This is a genomic window from Staphylococcus warneri, from assembly GCF_900636385.1.
Lineage (GTDB): Bacteria > Bacillota > Bacilli > Staphylococcales > Staphylococcaceae > Staphylococcus > Staphylococcus warneri.
In genome coordinates, this window is record NZ_LR134269.1 from 2087456 (window position 1) to 2108642 (window position 21187).

Annotated in this window: 22 protein-coding genes; 5 read left to right on the forward strand and 17 right to left on the reverse strand. The window is 32.2% G+C overall.

Going from position 1 to position 21187, the window contains the following annotated elements; translation table 11 throughout:
- Positions 1–136: 136 nt before the first annotated feature.
- The 9 genes from EL082_RS10235 to EL082_RS10275 form a co-directional block, all read right to left on the reverse strand.
- Entirely contained in the window at positions 137–2179 is a 2043-nt protein-coding gene (locus tag EL082_RS10235) for a cation:proton antiporter (protein WP_002465855.1), read from the reverse strand.
- Between the two features lie 534 nt (positions 2180–2713).
- A complete protein-coding gene (gene mnhG2, locus EL082_RS10240) occupies positions 2714–3169 on the reverse strand; it encodes a Na+/H+ antiporter Mnh2 subunit G (RefSeq protein WP_002465894.1) in 456 nt (151 codons plus the stop codon).
- A complete protein-coding gene (gene mnhF2, locus EL082_RS10245; protein WP_002465880.1) occupies positions 3144–3446 on the reverse strand; it encodes a Na+/H+ antiporter Mnh2 subunit F in 303 nt (100 codons plus the stop codon). The genes mnhG2 and mnhF2 overlap by 26 nt, the downstream gene beginning before the upstream one ends.
- Positions 3443–3925, reverse strand: a complete 483-nt coding sequence (gene mnhE2 / locus EL082_RS10250; RefSeq protein ID WP_002451044.1) for a Na+/H+ antiporter Mnh2 subunit E — start codon at positions 3923–3925, stop codon at positions 3443–3445. The genes mnhF2 and mnhE2 overlap by 4 nt, the downstream gene beginning before the upstream one ends.
- Complete coding sequence (gene mnhD2 / locus EL082_RS10255) at positions 3926–5425, reverse strand: Na+/H+ antiporter Mnh2 subunit D (protein ID WP_103286251.1); 1500 nt, start codon at positions 5423–5425, stop codon at positions 3926–3928.
- Positions 5415–5759: a Na+/H+ antiporter Mnh2 subunit C gene (mnhC2, locus tag EL082_RS10260; protein ID WP_002465882.1), complete on the reverse strand. Its 345-nt coding sequence runs from the start codon at positions 5757–5759 to the stop codon at positions 5415–5417. Before mnhC2 ends, mnhD2 begins: the two co-directional genes overlap by 11 nt.
- A complete protein-coding gene (gene mnhB2, locus EL082_RS10265) occupies positions 5756–6181 on the reverse strand; it encodes a Na+/H+ antiporter Mnh2 subunit B (RefSeq protein WP_002465881.1) in 426 nt (141 codons plus the stop codon). The genes mnhC2 and mnhB2 overlap by 4 nt, the downstream gene beginning before the upstream one ends.
- On the reverse strand, positions 6168–8570 hold the full coding sequence (mnhA2, locus tag EL082_RS10270; protein WP_002465908.1) for a Na+/H+ antiporter Mnh2 subunit A: 2403 nt from the start codon (positions 8568–8570) through the stop codon (positions 6168–6170). Before mnhA2 ends, mnhB2 begins: the two co-directional genes overlap by 14 nt.
- A 22-nt stretch (positions 8571–8592) precedes the next feature.
- A complete protein-coding gene (locus EL082_RS10275) occupies positions 8593–9150 on the reverse strand; it encodes a tyrosine-type recombinase/integrase (RefSeq protein ID WP_049416161.1) in 558 nt (185 codons plus the stop codon).
- Positions 9151–9289: 139 nt separating this feature from the next.
- Between EL082_RS10275 and sroA the strand changes: the two genes are divergently transcribed.
- The 5 genes from sroA (at position 9290) to sarA (ending at position 12688) form a co-directional block, all read left to right on the forward strand.
- A complete protein-coding gene (gene sroA, locus EL082_RS10280; protein WP_002465851.1) occupies positions 9290–9496 on the forward strand; it encodes a sigS mRNA-stabilizing protein SroA in 207 nt (68 codons plus the stop codon).
- Between the two features lie 10 nt (positions 9497–9506).
- Positions 9507–9728: a DUF2922 domain-containing protein gene (locus tag EL082_RS10285; protein ID WP_002465859.1), complete on the forward strand. Its 222-nt coding sequence runs from the start codon at positions 9507–9509 to the stop codon at positions 9726–9728.
- A gap of 166 nt (positions 9729–9894) precedes the next feature.
- Entirely contained in the window at positions 9895–10824 is a 930-nt protein-coding gene (locus EL082_RS10290) for a DMT family transporter (protein ID WP_002465868.1), read from the forward strand.
- A 178-nt stretch (positions 10825–11002) separates the two neighbouring features.
- Complete coding sequence (locus tag EL082_RS10295) at positions 11003–11962, forward strand: efflux RND transporter periplasmic adaptor subunit (RefSeq protein ID WP_232012183.1); 960 nt, start codon at positions 11003–11005, stop codon at positions 11960–11962.
- A gap of 351 nt (positions 11963–12313) precedes the next feature.
- Positions 12314–12688, forward strand: coding sequence for a global transcriptional regulator SarA (gene sarA / locus EL082_RS10300; RefSeq protein WP_002451055.1), 375 nt, complete (start codon positions 12314–12316; stop codon positions 12686–12688).
- Between the two features lie 229 nt (positions 12689–12917).
- On the opposite strand, the gene EL082_RS10305 is transcribed toward sarA, so the two are convergent.
- From EL082_RS10305 to EL082_RS10340, 8 genes are all read right to left on the reverse strand, one after another.
- Positions 12918–13721, reverse strand: coding sequence for an alpha/beta fold hydrolase (locus EL082_RS10305; RefSeq protein ID WP_002465857.1), 804 nt, complete (start codon positions 13719–13721; stop codon positions 12918–12920).
- A gap of 516 nt (positions 13722–14237) precedes the next feature.
- Positions 14238–14954 carry a hypothetical protein gene (locus EL082_RS10310; protein WP_049415629.1) on the reverse strand — a complete coding sequence of 239 codons (717 nt, stop codon included), beginning with the start codon at positions 14952–14954 and terminating at the stop codon, positions 14238–14240.
- A 326-nt stretch (positions 14955–15280) separates the two neighbouring features.
- Positions 15281–15787 carry an SA0570 family protein gene (locus EL082_RS10315; RefSeq protein ID WP_002465910.1) on the reverse strand — a complete coding sequence of 169 codons (507 nt, stop codon included), beginning with the start codon at positions 15785–15787 and terminating at the stop codon, positions 15281–15283.
- A 141-nt stretch (positions 15788–15928) separates the two neighbouring features.
- Positions 15929–16735, reverse strand: a complete 807-nt coding sequence (locus EL082_RS10320; RefSeq protein WP_049415626.1) for an alpha/beta fold hydrolase — start codon at positions 16733–16735, stop codon at positions 15929–15931.
- Positions 16719–17441 (reverse strand): HAD family hydrolase, encoded by a 723-nt coding sequence (locus tag EL082_RS10325; protein WP_002451060.1) that lies wholly within the window; start codon positions 17439–17441, stop codon positions 16719–16721. Before EL082_RS10325 ends, EL082_RS10320 begins: the two co-directional genes overlap by 17 nt.
- 52 nt (positions 17442–17493) lie before the next feature.
- Positions 17494–18444 (reverse strand): FecCD family ABC transporter permease, encoded by a 951-nt coding sequence (locus EL082_RS10330; protein ID WP_002465860.1) that lies wholly within the window; start codon positions 18442–18444, stop codon positions 17494–17496.
- A gap of 146 nt (positions 18445–18590) precedes the next feature.
- Positions 18591–19487, reverse strand: coding sequence for an ABC transporter substrate-binding protein (locus tag EL082_RS10335; protein ID WP_002465864.1), 897 nt, complete (start codon positions 19485–19487; stop codon positions 18591–18593).
- Positions 19488–19679: 192 nt separating this feature from the next.
- Positions 19680–21026: an MATE family efflux transporter gene (locus tag EL082_RS10340; RefSeq protein WP_103286250.1), complete on the reverse strand. Its 1347-nt coding sequence runs from the start codon at positions 21024–21026 to the stop codon at positions 19680–19682.
- Positions 21027–21187: the final 161 nt, after the last annotated feature.

Consider the following 21187-nt stretch of genomic DNA (forward strand, 5'->3'; position numbering starts at 1 on the left):
TTTATGGCCTATTCTCTCCATAAATGTAGGTCGTAGAACTTATATTTCACCCGATGAGTTTTACGAGTGTCTGCTTTATATACAGGAAAAAGCTCGTGAGGTCTTACCTCACGAGCTTTCCTATTGTTTAATATAATTATGTCATACTATCTACGATAACCATTTCATCATAATTAATTGATTCTCTAAGTTTTAAAGCCGTACCTTCTGTAATTTCTTCATCTTCAATTAACTCTCTTAAAATACGACGTTGTTCACGTAGTGCGTTTAGTTTAATACGAGTCAATGTATCTTCACTAGGAGAATTAAAGAAATTATTTGGCGTTAAGTTATCTATACGCATAAGATAGCCATCACATATCATACCTACCTCTAACTTGTTATCATTGTTAGCTTCTTGTCCTAATCGTCTTACTACATTATAGTGAACGATTTTATTGATTTTAACTAATTCTAACAAGTTATCTGTCACGCTTAAAGATGATGCAGAGTTAATAGTTGTCTTCACCCGTCGTTTTAATAGTGCACCTCTAAATAATACAATCAAACGACGAATTAATGATGCTTGTTTATATACCTGTGTACGTTCAGCATATCGCATATAGTTCTCAAGTATACTATTTGTGATACTACCGTCATCTACTAACTGTTCGAGCGTTTTCGTTTCCACATTAAACGCAATCTTTTGAAGTCTTTCAAGTTCTTTAGAGTTTTCATCATCTTTCTCTACCGTTTTCAAGAATGTTAATTTGTCATGATATTCTTTAATAACATTGCCATAACGATAACTGGTTTCGAACGTTGATTTCTGATTTAAATAATCAATGACATGTTCCAAAATGTAAATTCTAGCTTCTTTAAAGTTCATGCTACCCACTTTTACTTCAGGTGCATTGGCAGTAACAAATGGTAGTAATAATTGTGCCGCAACTAAACTGATAATCACCATACCTGATGCAATAAATAACAAGTCATTACGATAATCAAATGCATGATGATCGGCTAAATAATAAGGCAACGTTAATGCGATAGCTAACGAAATCGTTCCGTGAACACCACATAACGTCATTATAAGTGCATACAGACTTCGTTTAGGTGGTTTCTCCGTTGTATTATTGCCGTCGTCATCTTGGCTAATCATTTTCTGGAATGGACTGACAGCTAAATAGAAATAAGGATATAATACGTATACCCATAAGAATCTAAATAGGTACACGGCCAATGCTACTAGTACAGTAATCACCACTAAAAACAGTAAATTATGTGGTTCAGTTTTGATGATGTTAATCACAACTTCAGGTACTAAAAATCCTAATATAGAAAAAACAAATCCATTTAATACATAACCTAATATATTCCATGTATGGTTATAACTCATTTGCAATCTTGTACGTGTCTGTGCGATTCTATCACGTTCAAATCCATGAACAAGTCCAGCCACTACTGCTGCAATAATACCTGATGCATGAAATAACTCTGCAACTAAGTATGTAACAAATGGCGTCAATAATTGTATAAATGTAAACATATTAATGTTTTCAATGCCTCGACGCATTAACGTTAATCTAAATCGAACTAACGCCATACCAATGAGCAAACCTACGATGGCCCCACCTAATGAAGCAACTAAAAACTGTTCGACGGATTCCATAATAGAAAATGTGCCTGTTACTAATGCACCAACCGCTATTTTAAATGAAATGATACCTGCCGCATCATTTAACAATGACTCGCCCTCTAAAATAGTCATTGCACCTTTTGGCAATACTTTACCATTCGTAATTGCTTGTACCGCTACTGCATCAGTTGGACATAGAATAGCAGCAATCGCAAAAGCTGCGCCCGTAGGTAGTTCAGGCCAAATCCAATGAATGAAAAAGCCTACACCAATGACAGTTGTAATGACTAGGCCTAATGCCATCATCATCACAGGTTTAATATATTTTCTTAAGTGCACCCGTGAGACATTAACGCCTTCTACAAATAGAAGTGGTGCGATTAAGGCAACCATAAATAATTCGGAATCAAAATTAAACTCAACAGGAATAGGAGTAATAAATAACAGCATACCTAAAGCGATTTGAATAAACGCTAGTGGTACTTTCGGCATAAACGTGTGAACGAATGAACTAATAATAACGACGCCGATAAATATGAGTAATGTTTCAAATATTTCCAAACTTTCACCTCTTTAATGAATTGTTTTGGAATGAAAATTAAGTAACACGTATTGGAATTGATGTACTTTAGAGGTTAATTAATATAGAAGCAATCATTAAATAATAAGCTTTATCAAATTGTTAAATGACAATTGAATTTATTAATATAGATGTTATGAGGAGGGCTCAACTCAGTTATCATAATGTTAGGTTATCCATACATCAATCATTTGAACATGAATTGAAAAGTTACCTAGTACCATCACATTTTATGGTTTTGGAATGTTAAAGTAACGTAATACATTATTAACTACGCAGTACTCATTATCCCAAAGTTATACTTTAAAGTTCCAAACACATAAAATATCTTTTTATCCCTTTTCAATAAATTTACTACTTAAATTCATAATTTTCCTTGTACAATATTTTATCACTATTTTGAGTATTACTTAAATAAATCGCACCTTAAACCAATAACTTTTTCTAATATAAATTAAAAGCTACCGCACACCCATTTTTATGGATACACGATAGCTTTATTTTAATCTTAGGTATTATTTATTTAGCTTTTGATTCTCTTTATAATACAATTTTTCTCTTCGTTGTTCACGTAGTTTTGCACGTGTTTTTAATTCTTCGGGTGAATTAAATTCATTTTGACTTAACAATATAGAAGACTGTCTTGGTACATCATCTTTTCTATACATGTATGCACCATTTCGATATGCTGCACGTGCAACTAAATGCATGCCTACAGGTGATGTCAAATTAATAAAGATCAGTGATAATAGTAATCTAACACTGAAAAAACCTGTATTCACAACAAAATAGATTAATACGCCAACAATCGTTAGTAATACTGATAACGTGGCACTTTTCGTGGAAGCATGACTTCTCAAAAAGACATCTTGGAATTTCACGATGCCGATCGCACTGATTAATGCAATCACACTACCTAGAAAGATGAATATTGCAGAGATGAGACTAACGATTTCTTTTACTACTTCCATTGAAAACGCGCCCCCCTCCAATAAATCTAGAAATAGACACCGAACTTACAAATGAGATGATGGCTATTAACATGATTGAATCTAGGAATGAAACGGTGCCCATAATCACACTCATGACCCCAACAATACACATGACAACGGCACTCGTTGCATCAAATGACACGACTCTGTCAGCAGTAGTAGGTCCTTTAATTAACCTCAAAAGACATACTAGTAATGCAATACCAAAAATAACCAAAGCTGCAATAATAAAAAATTGTGTCATAGCTTGTATCATCGTGTCACCTCCAAGATTAAATCTTCATACTGTTTAATATTTCGCAATAAATTTTTCTTATCCTTATCCGTTACATCAATACTATGAATTAAAAATTTATTTGTTCCTTTAGATATACGAATCACAGTTGAACCTGGCGTTATGATAATTAATATCGTTAAGAAGGTAATTGCCCAATCATTAGTTAAATTGGTCTCATACGTTAACAATCCAGGATTCATGTCTTTCGTTTTAAACAAAATATAATTAATTGTACTAATACTAGATGTAATTAATTGATATAAGTAAACAACTAAAAACTTAACGGCAACCCATATTTTTCTCAAATAAAACTCTTGTCCAAAGAAACGATGTAAAATATAGATGACGATCACACCAATTAAATACCCAGAGAAGAAGGTCGTGAATTTAAACTCGTCCTCATCTTGAAATAAAACCCATAAAAACGCGATCACAATATTCAGAACGACTTGATTCATCTAATTATCTCCCTCCTTCAAATGCGTATTCACAATTTGATGGAACTGATGCTCATCCATATTCATCTTAGTCGCATTTTCAGTGACATTTAATACTTCTGGTGCACCGATTCCCATTAATAATATGACTACTACAAGAATACCTAGAATTCCTTTACGATGTTTAGGTATTTTTTTAAATTCAACCTCTTCACCGTCTTGGTCACCAAAGTACATTAAAAATAGTATTCTAAATAAGCTATACATCGCAATAAGACTCGTTACAATCATTAATCCTAGACCAATATAGTTTCCATTTTCAATGGCACCTTTAAATATCAATACTTTACCTGGGAATCCACTAAATGGTGGTACACCACCAATCGCAAAAATCATAATAATAAATGCTATACCGAAGAATGGTTCGCGCTTGGCTAGTCCACTTAAATAATGGTACTGACGATAACCCGAAATATACACTAAGCTACCTACAATAAAGAATAATAATGTTTTAACAACAATATCGTTAGCTAGATAGAAAATCGCACCATTAACACCTGAAAATGTGTGTGTACCTAAACCAAGAATGACAAAACCAATCGACAATATGACTTGATAGGCAGCAATTTTCTTAATATCTTTGTATGCTAGAACACCAAAAGCACCAATAATCATTGTTAGACATGACATAAAAATAAGCAATGGATGTGTGACTCCTTCATGAGAGTCAAATAATAAAGTGAAGAAGCGGATTAATGCATATGCACCGACCTTCGTCATTAGTGCTGCAAAAAGTGCGGCCAATTCTGTATTTAAAACCGCATATGCTTTAGGTAGCCACATAAAGATGACTAACGCTGCTTTCGAACTAAATGCCACCAAGAATATAAGTGAAATCATCGTCACGGTTTGATTATCTTCCATGTTATTTAATCTTAATGCAATATGAGAAAAATTAAGTGTTCCTACCGATTTATATAATAAACCAATCGCGAAAAGTAAAAACCATGATCCGATAATGTTCAATACGACATAGATAATTGCTGCACGTAATTGTTCAACAGATTGTCCTAATGTCACTAGTACAAACGAAGCAAGTAGCATTATTTCAAACATGACATATAAATTAAACAAATCTGAAGTTAGAAACGAACCAATGACACCTACAGATAAAAATAGAATGAATGATGGAAGATGAAAACGATTGACACGTTGCTCTCCACGCCCAAATCCATAAGCCATAATCAACGTAATGACAAATGATGAAACAGTTACCATTAGTAAACTCAATGAATCTCCTAAAAATTGAATACCAAATGGTGACTTCCATCCACCGAAATCTAATGTAATTGGTTTTTCATTCATAACATAAATTAATAATGACAACGATATCAGTGTTGTTACCAACATTGTGCCAATACATAAGAATTTAGATACTTTACTTTTATCTTTGATAAAGACAAGTATTAAAGCGCAAAGAAATGGAAGTAACATAGGTAGAATCAATAAATTACTCATCATCATCTTCACCCCTTAATACGTTAATTTCATCTTCTTTAGTTACTCGATATGTTCTATAAATTAATACAAGTAAGAAGGCAGTCATACCAAATCCAATGACAATAGCTGTTAAAACAATGGCTTGTAATAAAGGATCAACAAAGTAAGCCTTCCCTCCTGTAATTAATGGCTCTGTCATATGTCCACCATAATGACCCATACTCATGATGATAAGGTTACCTGCATGAGTATAAATCGAGATACCAATGACGATACGAATTAAATTAACAGATAGAATCATATACGTACCTATAAATACTAAAAAGCCAATCACTAGTAATAATATAAGATTCATGATTTACCCCCACTTATCGACAACATCACTGTAACGATGACACCCACAACGGCTAATAACACACCTAATTCAAAGAGTGTAACCGTTGTGACATGTACATGACCTAATAAGGGAAACGCGATATTGGCTTCAGTTTGATATAAAAACGGTTTACCAAAAAATGTAGGGACAATAGCTGTGGCTAAAGAAATCAAAGAACCTATGATCATTAACTTTTTAAAATCGATCGGCAAACTGATAAGCACTTGCTTAACATCAAATGCAAGGAACATCAGAATAAAAGCAGAACTAAAAATCAAACCACCGATAAAGCCACCGCCCGGATTATTATGTCCTGCAAAGAAAACATAGAATCCAAACGTTAATAGTATAAACACAACGACTTTAGTTACAGTTCGTAATACGACATCATTCTCTTTCATCTTGTCCCCTCCGATCTTTATAAGTTAATAATGTATAAATACCAAGACCTGCAATAATGAGTACAAGGCCTTCAAACAATGTATCTAATGCTCTAAAATCACCTAAAATGGCATTAACGATATTCTTACCGCCTGTTAATTTATCCGCATTTTCATAGAATTTAGAAATCGTTGGCATACCGTCTGCTTGTTGGGTAATAAATATCAGTGAGACCACTGTAATTGCAGTAATCAGTGACACAACAATTTTCACAACTTCTTTTTTCATATTTGGCTTAGATCTTGGAACGTTAGGTAATCTAGAGAAACTCACAATAAATAAAATGGTCGTTATCGTTTCAACCACAAGTTGTGTTAATGCTAAATCGGGCGCTTTCATTGCAATAAAGAATAATGTTACTGCAAAGCCAATCACACCATTAAGCACTACCATTGTAAGACGTTGACGAATAAAGATGAGTACAATTCCGATAATTAATGTCACTATAGATAAAATAACTTCTAACGGTCCAAATTGAGACACATGCAATTGATGTACATGTGGAAAGCCGACACTAATGTAACCATAGACAATGATGGCTACAAAGATCAGCAATGTAATGATGATATAGTGATTGAGTTTATTTTTCATCAACATTCTAATACTATATCCAGAATATGACTCGAACTGTCGATAAACTTGTTGATACGAATTCGTTATCGAAGCATGTTTAATGATTCGATGTGTCAATGACTTCCAATCTATTGATAAGGCCAACACAATGCCTACAACAATGACAGTCACGCTTAGAATAAGCGGTAAATTAACCCCATGCCATTGCGAAATATGTGGTGCTATCGTATCTATTTTCGAACCTGCGTCTGTAACTGATCTAAGAGCTGGTAAAATCATATTTTGACCGAAAAGATTCGGAATAAAGAATATGATTGGTATAAGTATGATTAAAACTAATGAAGGTAAACTAAACATCCAAGGTTCATGAATATCTTTTTTCGTAAAATAAGACGTATTAAATTTGCCCCAAAATGTTTCTTTTACCATGTAAAGTGCATACGTGAAAGTAAAGATACTTGCGATTACGCCTATTGTGACCACAATTACTGTTAGCGTGATGCCAAATTGATCTAAGTGACTCGCCTTCACTAATGAGTCGAAGAACATTTCTTTACTTAGAAATCCATTTAAAAATGGCACACCCGCCATAGATAGCGCTGCAATCAACATAGCTATATGCATTTTAGGGAAAAGCTTTCGCATTCCATTTAAATAACGAATATCTCTTGTTCCCGCTTCATGGTCAATAATACCTACACCCATAAATAAAGCACATTTAAAAATGGCATGATTCATTAAATGAAATAAACCAGCAAATAAAACTAAAACATAAAACTCTGTTAATGAATCAGATGGATGTTGCGCATAACCGCCACCAATACCTACCATTGACATCATCATACCTAATTGACTGATTGTAGAATAAGCTAAAATACCTTTTAAATCGTATTGTCTTAATGCGGTTAACGAACCAAATAGCATTGTGATTAATCCTACAAAAGTGACGATGTAAATATAAGCATCACTTAAACCTAAGACTGGCGTGAAGCGGAATAATAAGAAAATACCTGCTTTGACCATCGTAGCTGAATGTAAATATGCACTAACTGGTGTCGGTGCAGCCATCGCTTTAGGCAACCATACATGAAATGGAAATTGTGCTGATTTCGTAAAAGCGCCTAATAAAATCATCAACATCATTGGTATGAATAAAGTATGGTTAATCAAATGATGACGTTGATCTATAATATCCGTAATCCTGTTTGTACCTGTCATCAAAAACAACATAATAAATCCTGTTAGTAATGCCAATCCACCAAATACCGTTATCATAAACGATTGAATAGCACCTAATTGACTATTACCGTTATCGTACCAATATGAAATAAGTAAAAACGATGACACACTAGTTAATTCCCAAAAGACATACATTAAAATTGTATTATTGGAAAGAACAATACCTAACATACTGAACATGAATAATAGTAAATAGAAGAAAAATCTAGGTAGGTTATCTGTTTGAGGTGATAAGTATTGTGTAGCATAGAAAAATACTGCTACACCAATTAGTGAAATAATTAAAGCAAACATTAAACTAAGCCCGTCTAGCCTCAAGTCAACATTAATATCTAGCGAAGTCATCCAAGGTATTTGAACTGCTATAAATTGTTGTTGCACAATTTGTGGAATCTTCGAGATAAAATAAATTGATGTAATTATGGGGGCACTTAGTGCAACATAACCAGACCATGCATTTAATTTGCGATGTGACATGGTTACTAGCACCAAGCCCATAATGGCTAACAGTATAACCATTAGGTATATCAAGACCATCAAAAGCCTCCTTTTATATATTTTATAGATTTAACGCAATGACAGTACGATTATGCATTTTATCTTTAATACCGATAAATTTCATTGTTTCATGCGTTGTTTGATGCCCTAAATACTTCTGGATTATTGAAATTGATATTCCCGATTGGTATGCATGATATGCAAAGGTTTTTCTCAATGTAGTTAATCCGATATGTGGTATGTCTAACTCTTCAGCTGCTTTATTAATAATACGATATGCTTGTTGTCTTGATAATCCTTTCCCCGTCCGTATTGACTGAAATACAAGATCATTTTCCTTAATCTCATAATAGTCAATATAGTCTTGCAACTCATTTCTTAAATCTGGTGGTAATAAAATTTGAATCGTTAGTTCTCCGTCATCAATCCAAGTTGTTTTTATATTCCCACTTTCAATTGATTTCAGTCGTTGAACACTCATATTTAACAATTCTGATAACTTTATTCCAGTATGTATTGCAAATTTAAATAATAAATAATCTCTTTGAGAACGAGATCGCAACACACTATACATTTTTTGTATATCTTCTGTTCTTCTAATCGGCTCTACTTGATTCATACGTCCTCCTTATTAAGTTTCTTATTTAATGATAAATCATGTTTAAGTAACATTAAAGCAATCTGCTTAAATTTATTTATTAAATTGTGACCCTTTTTAATTTTTATTTCGATATATATAGTGAAAGGAGGTTATAACAATGAATGAAGTAAATCAACTGGTGGTTGTTTTAACTCGTATTACTTATGATTCAGAAGGTAAAGCAATCCAACATAAACGCCGTTTTTCAAATTTAAAACCCGCTACCACTGACGAACAAATCAAAACATTTTCAACTATTATTGAACGCTTGACTGGCGAATCATTTGATAAAGTTGAAGCCATTAGAACACAATCAATAGTTTAGGAGAATGCATATGAAAACTACATTAGACCTTGTTTTTAAAAGTGACTTAGACAAACCAATAAAGTTACAAATACCCGAAAATGATAGCGCACTAACCGAACAAGTCGTAAAAGAAAGTATGAATCAATTATTAAAATTAGATATTTTAAAATCAACCGTTGGTTCAATCAACAAAGTCTACGCTGCCTATATTGTATCCAAAAATACCCAAATCCTTTTTGAAAATAAATAATTGATTGACGCCCTATACCCTCTGATATTTATCACATTGGGTATAGGGTCTTTCTATTTGAATAAATATATTTAAGACATTTTATTCAAGTCTAATCTACTATTTTATAATAGTGTCATTTTCGATATAATTGATTCACTATGACGAGAAAAGAGTGACATTAATTATGGCTTTACTATATTTTTTAGGTATCTTTGTTGGTATGTTAATTCCTATACAGACATCCGTAAACTCAAGACTAAGTCAATATACCCGATCATCTTTTTATGCTTCAACAGTATCTTTCGGTGTGGGAACCGTATGTTTAATCATCCTGAATTTAATAATCAACCCTCATATGCTCACTCCTCATTTTTTTACTGAACAAACCTTTAATTATCACTGGTTTGTAGGTGGCTTATTAGGCGTATGTTTCTTAACAGGCAACTTATTATTACTACCTAGATTAGGTGCAGCACTTACCGTTGTCATTACAGTAGCTGGTCAAATTATGATGGGTGTTGTCATTGATACATTAGGCTTGTTTGGTGCAAGTCAACAACCGTTCACTTTTTTCAAAGCAGTGGGCATTGTTCTTTTACTTATAGGTATTTTACTGATGAATCAAATTCCTAAAGACAAACTTTTACATCAATCTCATTCGAATTTATATATATGGTTAATCATTGGCTTTATTTTCGGATGTGCACCCCCTATCCAAACGACAATCAATAGTGCATTGGCAAAAGAAGTCCATTCATCATTCTTTGCTTCATTAGTGTCGTTTACGATAGGTACAATCGCTTTACTCATTTTGACATTAATCTTCCATAGAAGCTTAAAAATTCACCAAACACATCCAGATTTTGGTCATATCAAACCAATATACTTTGTGGGAGGTATCTTAGGTATGGCTTTTGTTACCTCTAATGTCATACTAATGCCATTTCTAGGTGCTGCTTTAACTACGATTGTAGGTATGCTCGGTCAAATGTTAATGGGCGTAATAATCGATCACTTTGGTTTACTAGGTACACCTAAAAACAGAATCACACTTCGAAAATGTATTGGTTTGAGTTGTATTGCTATAGGCATTATATTATTACGTTTATTTTAACGTTTAAATTGCTACTGAGTTCTTATTTTAGGAACTCAGTTTTTTATCATTCTTGTTGTGTATTTTTCATATTCTGCAACACTACCTAATAGTAACAACATCTATTTCAATAATATTTCGTTTTAATATTTTTATCGTTCTTATTGTGTAGTATAATAATGCCATCTTATCCCCAGAGGTGAACATATTGAACTTCAACAAAGCGATTTTATTTCCTTTAATACTCCTATTCATAATCATTTCCCCAGGATTCGGTTTTTATCTTTATCGTTCTTCTCATTCTCCCAATCAACTTAACCATGTTAAAACGATTAAGACAAAACATGAAACCTTACTTTCCACTATTGGCACACAAGAAGCTGTCGAAAATTTTACTCTTTATTACGACAAACAGTATGGCTATATTCATCAATTCTTCGTTAAACCTCTTACTTACGCTAAAAAGAATTCCCCACTTTTAGAATATTTCAATCCATCGAAGGCAACACAACTTGATGATCAACAACTGACGTTCAAACAAATTCAGCAAACCTTCCCTAAATTATCATCTTCACATCAACAACAGCTCACTGATAGAACACTTCACCAATCACAATTCTTTAAAGATAAATCAGAAATTCATACACAAGCTTACGCCCCTATTAGCGGTTATGTACATATACTAAATAAATCTCCTTCTAAAAATAATCAACCCATAATGCAAATCAATAGCAAAGAACGTATTATTCGTGCTACTATATCAGAATCCGAAAAGGATTTATTAAAAATAAATCAAAATATTTCAATCTATTCTAATGATAAAAATCGTTTCATTGGAAAAATAAAATATATTTCAAATGTCCCAAAACAGATTAATAAGCAAACATCTATGTATCAAATTGAAATATCGACTCGACCACATTATGTTATCGGCACCCACTTCAAAATCAAACTTTTTTCCAATGATATACGTATCTCTAAAAGTACATTAATAGATAACAAATATGTCCTCGTTAAACTCAAAAATAAAATAGTTAAACGTGAGGTTAAATACAATATAGCCAAACAAAATGGGTATATAAATGTTACACAAGGGTTAATGTTAAATGAAGACGTTATTGTCGCACCTTCGATGACTTTAAAAAAGTCTTTCAAATAAGTTATTTGTAATAATCATTTCAAAAACTTTACTTTTTAGTTGTTTTTTTATTAAATTACAGAAAATTTGAATTTGTTATGATAAATTTGAATTAGAAAAATGCTATTTTTAAGAAAAAAAGATATATCACAATCAATAATTTGTTTTATAAACACTTATTTGTTTACTTCTTAATTTTATTTAGTTATAATTAACTAAATAATATAGCATTAAATATAATTCTTTAAATTAATTTAATACTAAATTATGACAGACACTTCGTATTTTTCAAAAAAAGATATAAATAGATAAAATCGGGTAAAAGCACTTATAGAAGTATATGTAAGTGTATATAATAGGGAGGTTTCAGTAATGGCTATTTCAAAAATAAATGATTGCTTCGAATTACTAGCAATGGTCACTTATGCTGACAAATTAAAAAGTATTATTAAAAAAGAATTCTCAATTAGTTTTGAGGAATTCGCAGTTTTAACTTATATTAGTGAACACAAAGAAGAGGAATACTATCTTAAAGATATTATCAACCACTTAAACTACAAACAACCACAAGTTGTAAAAGCTGTTAAAAACTTATCACAAGAAGATTATTTCGATAAAAAACGTAATGAACATGACGAAAGAACAGTATTAATTTTAGTTAATACTAAACAACGTAAAAAAATCGATGAATTATTAAAACGTGTTAACAAACGAATCACTGAAGCTAACGACGAAAACGAAGTATAAGCTTTAAAGTAAGTGAGGATATTTTAAACGAGATAGATATAAACAGTTAAGCTAACAACTTAATAGATTTGAATGTAAATATCTACCCATCTCATACCTATCTTTTAAAAGATAGGTATTTTTTAATGATGACTAGATTTGAAAAAAAATATAACGTGTCTGAAATTAAAAGGGATTTCATCCTCGTGCCATTTGCACGTGTGATAAAATCCCTTTTTTGAATAAGTCGTTATCTTTCAATCCAATGTTCAATTGAACTAATAAAGTCCGTATATACTTTTACAAATTTTTCTGGTTCTTCGATATGTGGTGCATGACCTGAGTCATTAAATACCATTTTAGTAATATTTTCAAAATGATCGTCTACACAATAATTATTTTTATCCTTAATCAGAGGATCATAAAATCCATTAATGATTAATGTTGGTACATTGACTAAAGGACGTTCTTCTTGTTCCTGTGCATTATAAGAGATTAGTGCTCTTATAGCAATAGCACTTTCCTCTGATGTTTGCCTATAATACATTCTTTGATCTTGAAACCATTTCATAGTATTATCTTGTTCTTTAAATAAAATAGGAAATAGTAATAGAACTGCCTCGGATTTATTAAATCCTGCAACTAAATCTTGGTGTTCTACCATTAATTTAGTGAATCCGTGGGTAATATCCTCTCTTTTTGAAGCGACTGCAGTTAATGAAATGGTCTTAAATGGATATTTTTCAGTAAATCTTTTACCGATTAATCCACCCATATCATGTCCTAAAATATGTGCAGAACTTATATTTAATCTCTCCATTAATATATATAAATCTTCGATATGATCTTCTAAATCAAAAGCCTCACATCTCGATGATTTCCCATGACCACGTACATCATAAGTTATGACTCTATAGCGATCACTTAACTGTTGTGATAATTGTTTAAATGCTGCTAAGTTGCCATCTAATCCATGAATTAATACGATGGGAATGCCTTGCCCTACATCACGATAAGCAATTTCAATACCATTGCCTAATAGAATTTTGTCCATAGTGGCACCTCCCTTTAGTATGTACTATACCCACTTGAAAATAACTTTACGCCAATATTTAGAAGTTCTTAGCAAGAAATTGCTTAGAACTTCTTAGGGCGTAACTCTGAAATTTCTAATTTCTTAGTGTTACCCCCGCAAGGATGACTAGATATCAATTAGTGTAACGTCCATTGATATCAGTCATCTACTGCGTGTCATGAGCTTCAGCTCAGGCGTTCCTACCTTATTGCAAGAAATTGCTTAGAACTTCTTAGGGTGTAACTCTGAAATTTCTAAATTCTTAGTGTTACCCCCGCAAGGATGACTAGATATCAATTAGTGTAACGTCCATTGATATCAGTCATCTACTGTGTGTCATGAGCTTCAGCTCAGGCGTTCCTACCTTATTGCAAGAAATTGCTTAGAACTTCTTAGGGTGTAACTCTGAAATTTCTAATTTCTAAAGAAAGAGAATGATTTTACAATATAAAAAGTCTCCATTTGAAAACAAATGAAGACCTTCACCCCGCTTTATTAACTTTTTGTTCTCTCTGATAATTTAATCGTACAGTAAATAATTAATATCACTAATAAAATCCAAATAACTAATGAGAATATTTGAGCGATATCTGGATTGGATACCATTGCATCAATCGTTTTTTGACAAACTAACAATCCTAATCCAGTAAACTCTAATTTTTTTAAATAGATTCCTGCAATACATAAAATAATACCGACAAAGAAAACAAATTGATGACCATACATGGATATTGGTATAATCGACCAATTGAAATAGAATCCTTGCATAATAATAAGTATCAACGCTATTGCGGCGATAACAAAACCGCCTATCATTTCGTATCGGTTACTATACAAATAATTCTTTTTATTGATTCGATGATAAATCAAAATGGATATTGGAAAAATCACTATGCAGTAAAACAAACTAATACCTGTAATCGCTTGAAATTGCACATATTGCTTGTCATATAAATATGAAATCAATATAAAATTAATAATAAAAAAGATGATAGGATTTAGTTCGAGTGCAAATAGATTACGCTGTATGATTAAAATAATTTGTGCTGGCGATTTTTCTCTATACTCTATGTAATCTTGATCTTTTGCTTCAGACTTTTGAATATCTATACGAAACTTTTCTTTAATATCATCTATAAGGTTTGGCGACATTCCCTTATGACTAAAGTAGTCATTAATATTTTCGAGTAGTACTTTATCATTTGTCCTCATGTTAAGCTCCTTTAATTACGCTTTCTAGATGCTTTGTTATCTTAACTTCAACTACGGCGTTCATTTTCTATCCGTATTTTACTTTCGAAATCCATCATAATTACTTTTTCTTTCTATCAATATAGCATTGTAACATAATTGAATTGCTATTTCTTTAACCTTCATTTTATTTTATATCAAAAAAAGAACCTTTATCCTATAAAATGATTTAATCTTGAAATCAATCATTTACACACAAAATAACCGACAAACATTTTGAGAGACTTAAAAAAGTAACTCAACATCAGTTTGTCGGCTATTCATATTTAAAAATGATTGATGACTTATTATTTACCTAAATCTACTCTATAAAGTTTAACATTTTTATCTTTAGGTGAATTTGAACTAAATTGATAGCTAGCATTTTTATCTTTGATATATCCAAAATTACCAGTGACATGATTATAGTGGACACGACTTGAAGCATTTGGACTTACACTACGTTTAACTGCATTATATGTTGGCCCATTAGCTTTATTATAAGTCATAGATACACGTGTCACATGACCTCTATCTTTTTTCCCATCTGCTGTTACTAATAATACACCTTTATTTGTTCTAAATTCATAGTAATGTTCTGAACCATTTTCATTATAAGAATAAATAGGATTGCTATATTTACCTAAGACGCTTTGCATTGATTCGCCTAATTTTACATTTTCTAATGATTGATCACCTTGTGTGATTTGTTGAACTGTTTGAATTGAATTACCAGTTGCTGCTTCAACGTGATTAACGTTTACTCCTGTGACAACTAGACCTGAAACAAGTAATGATGCCATTAACTTTTTCATAAGCACTCTCTCCTTTATATCAATATCTCTTTCTTGTGCTTAATCACAGTATACTACAAATATTACTAATATGACAACATCATTACAAAAATGTTACAAATTTTAATACTTAAGTCGTAGTTATCTATCAAACCTCAATCATTAATTATGATTTTTTCTAATTGGGCAATGGTCAGTAATAAATTGCGTTACATCCTCAATAAATCGTTGTTCTTCTTCTACAAATGGATATAAACTTGAAGTATTATATACTAAAAAGTCACCATGTTCGATTAAATCTACAACTTCTTTAGCTTCAAGTGTTGTCGTTCTTTCGCCGTATTCTCCTGCAATAATTAATGTAGGCGCCGCTACTTTTGAAAAAACATCGGAAATACCTGTTGATTTAAATACATCTTCTATTGCTTGAATTTCTTCTTTAGTTGAAATTGAATTTGTGTCTTCGACATGTTTTAAAAACTTGTTCATTTTACGTGGTTTGTAATATTTTTTATCATTTAAGAATTTCGATTGCTTTTCATCATCCCAGTTACGAATGGTATGGGCATATTTTCTAAACAAACGCTCTTCTGGTAGCTCTCCTTCAACTGACGTTGGATTAACAAATGTTAATGAAGATACATAGCCAGGATATCTTACTGATAAATCTGCAATAATCATGGCAGCCATTTCGTGTCCAATAAAAGCGGCTTGATCGATATATATAAAGTCTAGTAATGCGATAATATCATCCGCAAATTCTTGGAATGCGATATGTCTCGGTTTGTCAGAATACCCATGACCTCTTAAATCAATCAGTACCACTTGGAATGACTTCGCTAACTTTTTAGCTACGTCATTAAATACCGTATAATTATCGTAAGCAGTGTGAATCAACACAACTGGGTATCCTTCACCTAATTTATTGTAATGTAGTGTTGTACCATCATTTCTAGTAAATAAATCCATTAGATCGTTCTCCTTCTAAATTAAAATTCTTCGGCAAAATATCCAGTAATTCTTCAATCGTGGTAATGGTAAAATCAACTTCCTCTTCAAGCGGTTCTATTTCTGCATCTTCTTGTTTGAACCAAACACTTACCATTCCCATTGCACGTGCTGGTGCAACATCGTTTAAAGCATCGTCTCCAACATACATAATTTCATCTGCTTTGACATCTAATTGATCAATCATATCCTCAAATATCTTTGGGTGTGGTTTACGAAACCCTACAGTTTCAGATGTCGATAAATAATTAATGACATGCATGATACCTAATGAGTGTAGTCTAAATTGTTTAATTTTAGATTTACCATTTGCAATGACCCCAATAAGATAATCTGCTTTAGATAATCGTTCTAGTGTATATAACGTGTCATAATATGGAAATACATAACGATAAAAATGCATCTCAAAATCATTAAATAGGTCTTTCCAGGTTAAACGATCGATATGAAATTGTTTAATAATAGCTTTATATAAATCTGGCTTGTCATTGTCTTCATCATCATCTAACTCAATGAACTTATTCTTAAAATCAGCTAATTGTACATGTACAAAATAATCATGAAATCTTTCATATTGTTCTTCAATAAATTTCTCACGTGATTTTACTCTATCTAGCAATGTGCCTTCTAAATCGAATACAATTGCTTTTATATGACTCAAATCCATCTTTTTAACCTCTTCATCGTTTATTAATTCTTATTTTAGCAAATGAATGACATTAGCGTAATACTTTAGATTGCGATAATAAAATATAACATAATACCGGAATACCTAATAACGCCATAATAATACTAGCCGGCACTTGTATTGGATGTATCAAAATACTACCTATAAAATCAGCTAACGCCATCACTATTGCACCAATGATGATATTTAAAACCATTTGCATTCCGAGCTCAAAACGCCAATAATAACGTCGAATCAATTGAGGCACAATCATGCCAATGAAGCCAATAATGCCTACATAAGCGACTACAACAGCTGTGACAACAGAGGCTATGGTAAGTACCATAAAGGTCATACGTTGTACATTTAAACCTAACGATTGACCTTTCAACTCTCCTAGTTGCAATAATTTAATTGGACGTAATAATAATCCTAGCCCCATAACTGACAATGCCAATACAATGGCTATGATGATATCATTTTCAATTTCTGCAGAAGCAAAGCCGCCAAATAAATAATTCGCCACTGTATTTAACTTCTGCGGTTTTATCAATATCAATATATATAATAAAGCATTAAATAATGCCCCTATCATTAACCCAAGTAGAATCAATACACGGACAGGATAACCTGTAGATAACGTCATTGTTAGACTTAATACAATAATTAGCGTTATGAGGCTAAACCCTATAGAAAAGAATGGGATCCATAAAAAACTCAACCCTAAAAATAAGGCTAATCCTGAGCCAAACGTAGCACCACTGGCTAAACCCAATGTAAAACTATCTGCAAGTGGATTATTGAGTACCGTCTGAAACATTTGCCCAGCCAATGTTAATGTCGCTCCGGTAAGCAATGCTTCTAACACCCTAGATAGTCTTACTTTCAATAAAATCGTTTGGTTAAATGGATCAGACAGATCACCAATTTGCCACATTAAACTCATTAATATGGTGCCAATTAAAATCAATGTCCAAATTAAAATAACCTTTATCTTTTTCATAATACGCTCTTTTCTAATTACTTTTTCGTTATTGTGCCCATCATAACAAACTTTAAATCAAAAAAGTACTAGTCTCACATTGACATAGCTAACTGACATCGTTCATTTTAGATCTGCATCATGTGTACTAGTACTTTTAGAAATCATTATTTTTTATAAATAGCATCTCTTAGTTCTTTTAAACCATCGTCTATTCTTGGTCCAGGACGTGATATTTCATCACCATTAACTGTTGTAATACGATGATGTTTCACAGCATTCGTTTTATCAAAACCACCACGTTTTGCAATGATTTTTTCATATTCAGCCTGTGACTTTCCTTCCGTAGATATCAAAATATCTGGATTGTGTTTGACGATGCTTTCTTTACTGACTGATTTCCAACCATCAATATCTTCAAAGCTATTTTTAGCATCTAATTGTTTTAACATATCATCAAAGAATGTATGTTTACCGGCAGTGTATATTTCTGGTTGAGATGATACTTCCATAAATACTTTTGGTTGCTTATGATGTTTCGGAATTGATTGAACCACTTTGTCGACATTATCTTTAGTTTCTTTTACTAATTGATTGGCTTGCTTTTCACGATGGGTTAACTTCCCAATTGATTTAAACGTTTCATATGTTTCTTTCAGTGATTGTGCATCTTTAACGTAAACGACTTTAACACCCTCTTTTTTCAAAGCATCTAAAACCTTGCCCGAAGATGATTTTTGAGATTCGTGTGCTAATATTAAATCAGGTTTTGCCTTTAACAAGGCTTCTTTATTCAAATTCATCGCATCAAATTGCTTTTTCCCTTTTTTAACACTTTTAGGATAGTCATCGACGGTAGACACACCCACAATACGATTTCCAAGTCCAAGTTCATATAAAATTTCAGTATTACTTGGCATCAATGAAACAATACGGTGATACGGCGTTTTACCTGTATTAGATTGATTTTTAGAACCTTTGTCTGATTGATGCTGATCATTTTGGCTGCATCCTGCAAGAATGATTACTAATGATATAATAATTAACCAGAAATTACGTTTCATGTTTACTCATTCCATTCATTTTTATTTTAATATGTATATTACTTCATTTTATCATATCAAATTCCACATATTTTTCATTAGCTTTTTAATCATTTTAAATTTTTTAATAAAAATATCCCATCACTATGCTTTATAGTAATAGGATATTCCAAGTATGATAATTGATATTTTAATGTTATTTTTTAACCTTTTCTAATCATGATCTTCAAGTATAATTTTTTGGTCCCATTTCCCAAATTGATAATAGGCAAATGCAAATAAACTACTTATGATAAAACCTATACCCATGCCCATACCAATACCTGTTTGACCAAACATTTTTGAGAATACCTCTGTTAATGGAAAACGTAGTATCCAAAATGAAATAATATTTAACACTAACACTTGGTACATTGCTCCAGATGCCCTTACGATACCATTTAATACAAAATTCAATCCTAAAAATGGATAACAAAGCGCTACAATACGTAAATAGTGACTACCGAAATCAACAGCTTGTTGATCCTGAATAAAGAATTTAATAGCAAATTCAGCTACTACCATTACAACTAAAGCAATGCTAATCATAATAGCAAAATTATATAATGCTGATACTTTAGCTATTTGACGAACTCTCTTCCAATTACCGAAACCTATATTCTGACCTGCCATACTATTCACTGCAGTTCCAAGTGCCATTGCCGGTAACATAATTAAACTGTCTAACCTTTGAGAAGCACTAAATCCTGCTACTGTATCACCACCAAATTGGGTAACCACACTAAGTATAGCAGCATTGCCACCTTGAATGACTGCCATCTGTAAGCCTGCGGGTATACCTAATTTCAAAATTAAGATGACTTCATCTTTTTGAGGCAGTTTAGGGACTGTAAAAGGAATAAGTTGATGCTTAAGTGAATGATATAAACTATACAGAAAAGCTAGGCCTTGTGATACGACTGTCGATAATGCGGCACCAACCATACCTAATTGAAAAACACCAATAAATAATGGCGCTAAAATAGCATTAAGTACTACTGCTAAAAATACAATACGCATGGGTGTCTTACTATCTCCAAGTGCGCGAGATACCGTATTTACAAAGTTATAACCAAATAAGAATAAAATACCTAAAAAACTAATTTGTAAATATGTCGTTGCTTGTCCTAATAAAGTAGCTGGCGTACCGATTAATAATAGTAAGTGTTTTGAAAATATGAATCCAATCACACCAAATATCAATGCCATCGACGTCATTACAACAACAAATGCATTTAAATATTGCTTAAGCCCCCTATAATCCTTTTTACCGTAATATTGAGATAATATCGTTAAAACTGCATTATTTAAACCTAAAATAAATGAAAGTATCGTTATTAAAATAGTAGTAGAAATCGCCACAGCGCCTAGCGCGTGAGCCCCTAATAAATTCCCAACCCATAAACTATCTATAATTTGAAACGAGGTTTGAAGTAGATTGGTTAACATGATGGGACCTGAGAACAAAACCAAACCTTTGAATATATTGCCATGTGTAAAATCACGTTGTTTACTCGGCATTCAGACAACCCCTTTGTATTTGTAACTTTTCATATATCAATTCATTTATGATATCTATTCCCATATATCATGTCAATTTAACCCATATGAGAAATTAAGCCATACAAAATAAAAAACTGCACTACAAGTAGACAAACTTGTAATGCAGTAGATTGAAGTTC

Excerpts from the sequence above, each read along its gene's own strand:
- mnhG2 (WP_002465894.1), bottom strand. The coding sequence starts at position 3,169 with ATGGAAGTAGTAAAAGAAATCGTTAGTCTCATCTCTGCAATATTCATC.
- mnhF2 (WP_002465880.1), bottom strand. The coding sequence starts at position 3,446 with ATGATACAAGCTATGACACAATTTTTTATTATTGCAGCTTTGGTTATT.
- mnhE2 (WP_002451044.1), bottom strand. The coding sequence starts at position 3,925 with ATGAATCAAGTCGTTCTGAATATTGTGATCGCGTTTTTATGGGTTTTA.
- mnhD2 (WP_103286251.1), bottom strand. The coding sequence starts at position 5,425 with ATGATGAGTAATTTATTGATTCTACCTATGTTACTTCCATTTCTTTGC.
- mnhC2 (WP_002465882.1), bottom strand. The coding sequence starts at position 5,759 with ATGAATCTTATATTATTACTAGTGATTGGCTTTTTAGTATTTATAGGT.
- mnhB2 (WP_002465881.1), bottom strand. The coding sequence starts at position 6,181 with ATGAAAGAGAATGATGTCGTATTACGAACTGTAACTAAAGTCGTTGTG.
- mnhA2 (WP_002465908.1), bottom strand. The coding sequence starts at position 8,570 with ATGGTCTTGATATACCTAATGGTTATACTGTTAGCCATTATGGGCTTG.
- EL082_RS10275 (WP_049416161.1), bottom strand. The coding sequence starts at position 9,150 with ATGAATCAAGTAGAGCCGATTAGAAGAACAGAAGATATACAAAAAATG.
- sroA (WP_002465851.1), top strand. The coding sequence starts at position 9,290 with ATGAATGAAGTAAATCAACTGGTGGTTGTTTTAACTCGTATTACTTAT.
- EL082_RS10285 (WP_002465859.1), top strand. The coding sequence starts at position 9,507 with ATGAAAACTACATTAGACCTTGTTTTTAAAAGTGACTTAGACAAACCA.
- EL082_RS10290 (WP_002465868.1), top strand. The coding sequence starts at position 9,895 with ATGGCTTTACTATATTTTTTAGGTATCTTTGTTGGTATGTTAATTCCT.
- sarA (WP_002451055.1), top strand. The coding sequence starts at position 12,314 with ATGGCTATTTCAAAAATAAATGATTGCTTCGAATTACTAGCAATGGTC.
- EL082_RS10305 (WP_002465857.1), bottom strand. The coding sequence starts at position 13,721 with ATGGACAAAATTCTATTAGGCAATGGTATTGAAATTGCTTATCGTGAT.
- EL082_RS10310 (WP_049415629.1), bottom strand. The coding sequence starts at position 14,954 with ATGAGGACAAATGATAAAGTACTACTCGAAAATATTAATGACTACTTT.
- EL082_RS10315 (WP_002465910.1), bottom strand. The coding sequence starts at position 15,787 with ATGAAAAAGTTAATGGCATCATTACTTGTTTCAGGTCTAGTTGTCACA.
- EL082_RS10320 (WP_049415626.1), bottom strand. The coding sequence starts at position 16,735 with ATGGATTTATTTACTAGAAATGATGGTACAACACTACATTACAATAAA.
- EL082_RS10325 (WP_002451060.1), bottom strand. The coding sequence starts at position 17,441 with ATGGATTTGAGTCATATAAAAGCAATTGTATTCGATTTAGAAGGCACA.
- EL082_RS10330 (WP_002465860.1), bottom strand. The coding sequence starts at position 18,444 with ATGAAAAAGATAAAGGTTATTTTAATTTGGACATTGATTTTAATTGGC.
- EL082_RS10335 (WP_002465864.1), bottom strand. The coding sequence starts at position 19,487 with ATGAAACGTAATTTCTGGTTAATTATTATATCATTAGTAATCATTCTT.
- EL082_RS10340 (WP_103286250.1), bottom strand. The coding sequence starts at position 21,026 with ATGCCGAGTAAACAACGTGATTTTACACATGGCAATATATTCAAAGGT.